Source organism: Nocardioides sp. (assembly GCF_034670285.1).
GTDB lineage: Bacteria > Actinomycetota > Actinomycetes > Propionibacteriales > Nocardioidaceae > Nocardioides.
This window is the reverse complement of sequence record NZ_JAXMNS010000284.1, coordinates 1-5,120: the sequence shown is the minus strand read 5'-3', so window position 1 is coordinate 5,120 and position 5,120 is coordinate 1. Positions and strand designations below refer to the sequence as shown.

The window sequence follows — 5,120 nt, the reverse complement described above, 5'->3', positions numbered from 1 at the left end:
GCCTCGGGACGCACCTTGGTGACCTCGCCGACGAGGCCGAGGTCGACCTCCTCGCCGTCGACGATGGTGTTGGTGGGCGTCGCGGTGAAGAGCCCGGCGTCCTCGCCGGACAGCCCGACCGCGAAGGGGCCGTGGTCGTTGATGAGGCCGACGAGGTCGCGCTGGACCTTGCCGACGAGCACCATCCGCACGACCTCCATGGCCTCCGGGGTGGTGACGCGCAGGCCGCCCTTGAACTCGGACTCGATGCCGAGCTGGTCGAGCATCGCGGAGATCTGCGGACCGCCGCCGTGCACGATGACGGGCTTGAAGCCGGCCATGCGCAGGAACACGACGTCCTCGGCGAAGGCGCGCTTGAGATCGTCGTCGATCATGGCGTTGCCGCCGTACTTGATGACCACGATCTTGCCGTGGTAGGCCTTCAACCACGGCAGGGCGCCGGCGAGCGTGCGCGCCTTGGCCTGGTCGGGCTTGCTGGTGTCGAAGGCCCCGGGGACGAGGCTGGAGTCATTGTTCATGAGGAGTACGCACTGTTCTCGTGGACGTAGGCATGGGTCAGGTCGTTGGTCCAGACGGTGGCTCGCTCCGTGCCGGACTTGAGGTCGATCGTCACGGTCACCTCGCGCGGGCCGAGGTCGACGCCCGCGGGGTCCTCCGCCGGGGTCGAGGCCCGGCAGACCCACACGCCGTTCATCGCGACGTCGAGGTCGGCGGGGTCGAAGGCGGCGCTCGTCGTCCCGAGCGAGGCCAGGACCCGTCCCCAGTTGGGGTCCTTGCCGAAGACGGCGGCCTTGAAGAGGTTGCTGCGGGCCACGCTGCGCCCGACCTCGACGGCGTCCTCCTCGGTGGCGGCGTTGACCGTCGTGATCGCGATCTCGTGATCAGCGCCCTCGGCGTCGCGGAGCAGCTGCATGGCGAGGTCGGTGCAGAGCTGGGTGAGCGCAGTGGTGAAGTCCGGCAGCGCCGGCGTGATGCCGCTGGCCCCGCTCGCGAGCACGGTCACGGTGTCATTGGTCGACATGCAGCCGTCGGAGTCGAGGCGGTCGAAGCTCACCCGGGTGGCGGCGCGCAGCGCTGTGTCCAGGTCGGCGGCCGGTACGACGGCGTCGGTGGTCAGCACGACGAGCATGGTGGCGAGCTGGGGCGCCAGCATCCCGGCACCCTTCGCCATCCCGCCGATGCTCCAGCCGGCGCCCTCGACGACGGCCTGCTTGCTCACCGAGTCGGTGGTCATGATCGCCTGCGCGGCGTCGTCGCCGGCCTCGCCGCTCAGGGCGGCGTGCGCGGCATCGACACCCGCGAGGAGGTCGTCGCGGGAGTTGGCCAGTCCGATGAGGCCCGTCGAGCAGACGACGACGTCGATGGCACCGATGCCGACCTTCTCGGCGACCCGCTCGGCGACGCTGTGGGTGGTCTGGAAGCCGTCGGCGCCGGTGTAGCAGTTGGCCCCGCCTGAGTTGAGGACGACGGCGCGCACGACGCCGTCCTTGACGACCTCCTGGCTCCACAGGATCGGGTTGGCCTTGCACCGGTTGGCGGTGAAGACGCTGGCCGAGTCGTGGCGCGGGCCGTCGTTGACGACGAGCGCGAGGTCCTTGGCACCGGTGGACTTGAGCCCGGCGGCGACGCCCGCGGCCCGGAAGCCGGCTGGGTGGGTGATGGTCATGACGTGCTCTTTCGCGAGGCCTTGGTGGCGGGGACGGCGACGGTGACGTGGTGTCCCGCTCGTCGCCAGGTCTCGGCAGCGCGCTCGGCGTCGTTCTGCGGGATCAGGATCCAGTCGGTGTCGAACGTCGACTGGACGAAGACGCTGATCTCTTCCTCGGCCAGCGGGGTCAGCAGGGCGACCAGCACGCCGGTGAGCGCGAAGTCGAGCGGACCCTGGACCTCGAAGGCGATGAAGCCGCGCTCGTGCCGGGCCTTCTTGGGCACGCTGCGTGCCGCGCACACGATCGAGGTTTCCGTGGCGGTGCCGGTGACCGAGAAGATCGAGGACGACTCGGCCCAGGCCGGGATCTCGTCGCCGACGCCGAGGCGCACGACGGCGAGCGTCTCCGGGTACTGGTAAAGGGTGAAGGTCGACGGAGTGCTCATGGGGCGATTCCTACGGTGGTCAGGCCCAGGCCCTCTTCGAGGCCGAGCGCGAGGTTCATGCACTGGACGGCTGCGCCGCCCGTGCCCTTGGCAAGGTTGTCGACGGCGCCCACCGCCACGAGGCGGCGCGCATCGGTGTCGACGGTGACCTGCACGTGGACGCTGTTGGAGCCGAGGACCGACTGGGTCTGCGGCCACATGCCCGAGGGCAGCAGGTGGACGAACGGCTCGTCGGCGTAGGCCTTGGCGTAGACGTCGTAGGCCTCCTGCGCCGTGAGGTCGCCGCTCAACGGGGCCGAGCACGTGGCGAGGATGCCGCGCGACATCGGGACGAGCATCGGGGTGAAGCTCACCGACACGTCGGCATCGGTGAGGCCACCGAGGTTCTGGATGATCTCGGGGGTGTGACGGTGCACGCCACCCACGCCGTAGGCGCTGGCGTTGCCCATGACCTCGCTGCCGAGCAGGTGCGGCTTGGCCGCCTTGCCCGCGCCGCTGGTGCCCGACGCCGCGACCACCACGACGTCCGGCTCGATGATGCCCGCGGCGATTGCCGGGGCGAGGGTGAGCGTCGAGACCGTCGGGTAGCACCCGGGCACGGCGATGCGGCTCGCACCGGCCAGCACGGCGCGCTGACCGGGCAGCTCGGGCAGTCCGTAGGGCCACGTGCCGGCGTGGGCGCCACCGTAGAAGCGCTCCCACAGCGCGGCATCGGCGAGCCGGAAGTCGGCACCGCAGTCGATGACGATGACGTCGTCGCCGAGCGCGGCCGCGATCTCACCGGACTGACCGTGCGGGAGCCCGAGGAAGACGACGTCGTGCCCGGCGAGGGTCTCGGGCGTGGTCGCCTCGAGGACCCGGTCGGCCAGCGGCACCAGGTGTGGCTGGAGGGCGCCGAGCGGCTGGCCGGCGTTGGAGCCACCCGTCAGGGCGCCGATCTCGACTCCCGGGTGGCCCAGGAGCAGGCGGAGCACCTCGCCACCGGCGTAGCCGCTGGCTCCGGCGACCGCGATGCGGGGTCGTTGCGAACTCGTCGTCATAACGCATGACTATACACACCACTGCATGACTACTCATGGCGGGGTCGATCGATGGTCAGCCGCTGCCGCGCGGGCTAGCGTGCGGGCCATGACTCGGCTGACGTTCGACGCCTACCTCGACCATATCGGTTCGGAGTCCGCACGGTTCCGCTCCGTGCTGGGTGACGCCGACCCCACCGCCCGCGTGCCGGCCTGTCCCGACTGGGACGCAGCCGATCTGCTGTGGCACCTCACCGAGGTCCAGTGGTTCTGGAGCCGCATCGTCGCCGGGCGTCCGTCGGGCCCCGAGACCCTCACGCACCCCGACCGGCCCGGGTCGTACGACGCCCTGCTCGGCGCCTTCGACGAGGCATCGGCAGACCTGAGGCACGCCCTGGCCGTAGCCGACCCGGCCGAGCACGCCTGGTCGTGGGCACCAGAGCAGACGGTCGGATTCATCGCGCGCCGCCAGGCCCACGAGGCCCTGATCCACCGGCTCGACGCCGAGCAGACCTGCGGGTCGGCGACTCCGCTCGACTCGGTGCTCGCCGCGGACGGTGTCGCCGAGGGGCTCGGGGTCATCTACGGCGGCGTCCCCGACTGGGGCCGCTTCACCCCCGACGGGCGCCACGTGCGCGTCGACCTCACCGACACCGACACCACATTGTGGGTGGCGCTCGGGCGATTCACCGGCCGCCACCCCGACACCGGAGTCGAGGAGGACGAGATCGACCTGGCACTCGTCGACGACCCCGGAACGGACCCCGACGCCGTGCTGCGCGCCGACGCCGGCACCGCCGACGCGTGGTTGTGGGACCGCTCCCCCGCGGACGCCGTCCAGCTCACGGGCGAGCCGGGAGCGGTGGCGAGCCTGACCGAGATCCTCGACCAGCCCCTGAACTAGCAGGCTCAGCGCTGGACGGCGCCGACCTGCTCGACGGCCGCAGCCACGGCAGAGTTGCGGGCCGCGCTCGTCTCGTCCTCGGTGAGCGTGCGGTCCGGGGCACGGAAGCGCAGGGCGAAGGCCAACGACTTCTGACCAGCACCGACCTGCTCGCCGGTGTAGACGTCGAAGAGCCGGATCGACTCGAGCAGGTCTCCCGCGCCGCTGCGCAGCGCGTCCTCGACGGAGGCCACGGTGACCGCGCTGTCGACGAGAAGGGCGACGTCCTCCTTGGCCACCGGGAAGGTGGAGAAGTCAGGACCCGGGACGACGTCGCGTACGTGGCTCAGCAGGAGGTCGAGGTCGATCTCGAGCGCAGCGCTGCGCTCGGGGAGCCCGACGGCCCGGCAGACCTTCGGGTGCAGCTCACCGGCGTGACCGAGGACGGCGTCGCCGACGACGAGCTCGGCACAGCGACCCGGGTGCCACGGAGCCGACGCCGTGGCGCGGACCTCGAGGTCGACGCCCAGCTCGGCCGCGAGGCGCCGTACGACTCCGACGGCGTCGGACCAGCCGCTGTCGGCCCCGGCGCCCCACCAGCCGGCGCGCTCACGCTCGCCGGCCAGGACCACGCCGAGGTGCAGCGGCTGCACCGGGATGGCCTCCATCAGCGCAGCGAGCTGCGCCTCGTCGGGACGGGTGTCGACGCCGTAGATCGGCGCAGCACCGCGACCGGCGGGGAAGGCGACGGTACCGGTCTCGAAGAGCGACACCCCGGCAGCGCCGCGCCCCAGGTTGCGGGCCGCGGTGCGGAGCAGGCCGGGCAGCAGCGTGGTGGTGTAGGAGGGCTCCTCGTTCGACAGCGGGTTGGCGAGCCGCACCGTGTCGCGGCGGCGGTCGTCGGCCGGCAGACCGAGCTGGTCGAGAGCGGCCTCGCCCACGAAGGGGAAGCTGATGACCTCGACGCATCCCGCACCGGCAAGGGTGCGTCCGATGCGACGACGTAGCCGCTGACTGCGCGTGAGTCCGCGACCGGCGCCGGGCGTCGGGAGGACGGAGGGCACTAGGTCGTAGCCGACGATCCGCACGACCTCCTCGACGAGGTCGTAGGGGTCGGTGACGTC

Annotated in this window: 5 protein-coding genes and 1 pseudogene; 1 reads left to right on the top strand and 5 read right to left on the bottom strand. The window is 71.6% G+C overall.

Annotation, left to right across the window (positions count from 1 at the left end; genetic code table 11):
• The 4 genes from argB to argC form a co-directional block, all read right to left on the bottom strand.
• A partial coding sequence (gene argB, locus VOI19_RS13930; protein WP_323793563.1) for an acetylglutamate kinase occupies positions 1-518 on the bottom strand: 518 nt, incomplete at its 3' end.
• Positions 515-1,666 (bottom strand): bifunctional glutamate N-acetyltransferase/amino-acid acetyltransferase ArgJ, encoded by a 1,152-nt coding sequence (argJ, locus tag VOI19_RS13925; RefSeq protein ID WP_323793562.1) that lies wholly within the window; start codon positions 1,664-1,666, stop codon positions 515-517. The genes argJ and argB, both read right to left, overlap by 4 nt.
• Complete coding sequence (locus tag VOI19_RS13920; protein WP_323793561.1) at positions 1,663-2,094, bottom strand: ACT domain-containing protein; 432 nt, start codon at positions 2,092-2,094, stop codon at positions 1,663-1,665. The genes argJ and VOI19_RS13920 overlap by 4 nt, the downstream gene beginning before the upstream one ends.
• Positions 2,091-3,134 (bottom strand): N-acetyl-gamma-glutamyl-phosphate reductase, encoded by a 1,044-nt coding sequence (argC, locus tag VOI19_RS13915; RefSeq protein ID WP_323793560.1) that lies wholly within the window; start codon positions 3,132-3,134, stop codon positions 2,091-2,093. Before argC ends, VOI19_RS13920 begins: the two co-directional genes overlap by 4 nt.
• Positions 3,135-3,222: 88 nt before the next feature.
• Between argC and VOI19_RS13910 the strand changes: the two genes are divergently transcribed.
• Complete coding sequence (locus VOI19_RS13910; RefSeq protein ID WP_323793559.1) at positions 3,223-4,017, top strand: maleylpyruvate isomerase family mycothiol-dependent enzyme; 795 nt, start codon at positions 3,223-3,225, stop codon at positions 4,015-4,017.
• A 5-nt stretch (positions 4,018-4,022) separates the two neighbouring features.
• Here VOI19_RS13910 and VOI19_RS13905 read toward each other — a convergent pair.
• Positions 4,023-5,120 (bottom strand): annotated as a pseudogene (locus tag VOI19_RS13905) (phenylalanine--tRNA ligase subunit beta); the annotation flags it as partial.